The organism is Helicobacter sp. 12S02634-8, from assembly GCF_002272865.1.
In the GTDB taxonomy this organism is placed as follows: domain Bacteria; phylum Campylobacterota; class Campylobacteria; order Campylobacterales; family Helicobacteraceae; genus Helicobacter_J.
Map to the genome: position 1 here is coordinate 1 of NZ_MLAP01000052.1, position 741 is coordinate 741.

Here is a 741-nt window from a genome sequence, read left to right on the forward strand (position 1 = left end):
AATATCGCAGGTTTAGCCAAGATAAAAGCTGTGGCAAATAAAGCAATGTGCTTGCTGGCCTCTATTGTCATATCTATGTATCTTAAGATTGTGTCTGTGTTGTCGTTGATAAAATCCCCTGCTTCTTTGATGGAGAGAGTCAAGCTTTTAAAATAAGGTTCTAGGGCTTTTTGCTTGAGTGTGTCGATAGAAGTATGCAAAGAAGAAAGTGCTGCGCTATAGGTGGTAGCAGATTTAGAGGCTAATTCAGAGAAAACTCCGAGTTTCTCTAACATCAAGCCATAAAGATTCCCTTCTTTTTTGGCCTTACTCATGGCTTCTGTGCTAAGGCCTTGCGCTGCGACAAATCTTCCAAAGTCAGTCACAGTCTGAGCGACCCCACTCCCCAAAGAATCCAGAGTCATTTTCAGAGAATCCACACTCGCCCCTGAAGTCTGGGCTGCATAGACAATGCCCTCAAAGACCTTTTGGGCTTGCTCTAGGCTCATAGAAGCAGACGCAGTGGAGTAAAAGCTTTGAAACATTGCGGTGAGATCGCTCACAGCATAGATAGAGCTTTGATGGATCCTTGTCATATCTGCGATAATAGCATTTGCCTTTTGCATAGACAGAGCCCATTTATCACTCGCATTGATTGCGTGCCCTAGGGAATTGACATTTTGGTGGTTGAGAGTGACAAGAGAAGCTAGAGAGAGCTTTTGTTGTTCTAAGATTGAGTTGAGATGGATAGATTCTTGGATG

The 741-nt window shown here is 43.5% G+C and carries 1 pseudogene; it reads right to left on the reverse strand.

What is annotated here, in order from left to right:
- Positions 1-741 (reverse strand): annotated as a pseudogene (locus tag BKH46_RS09625) (hypothetical protein); the annotation flags it as partial.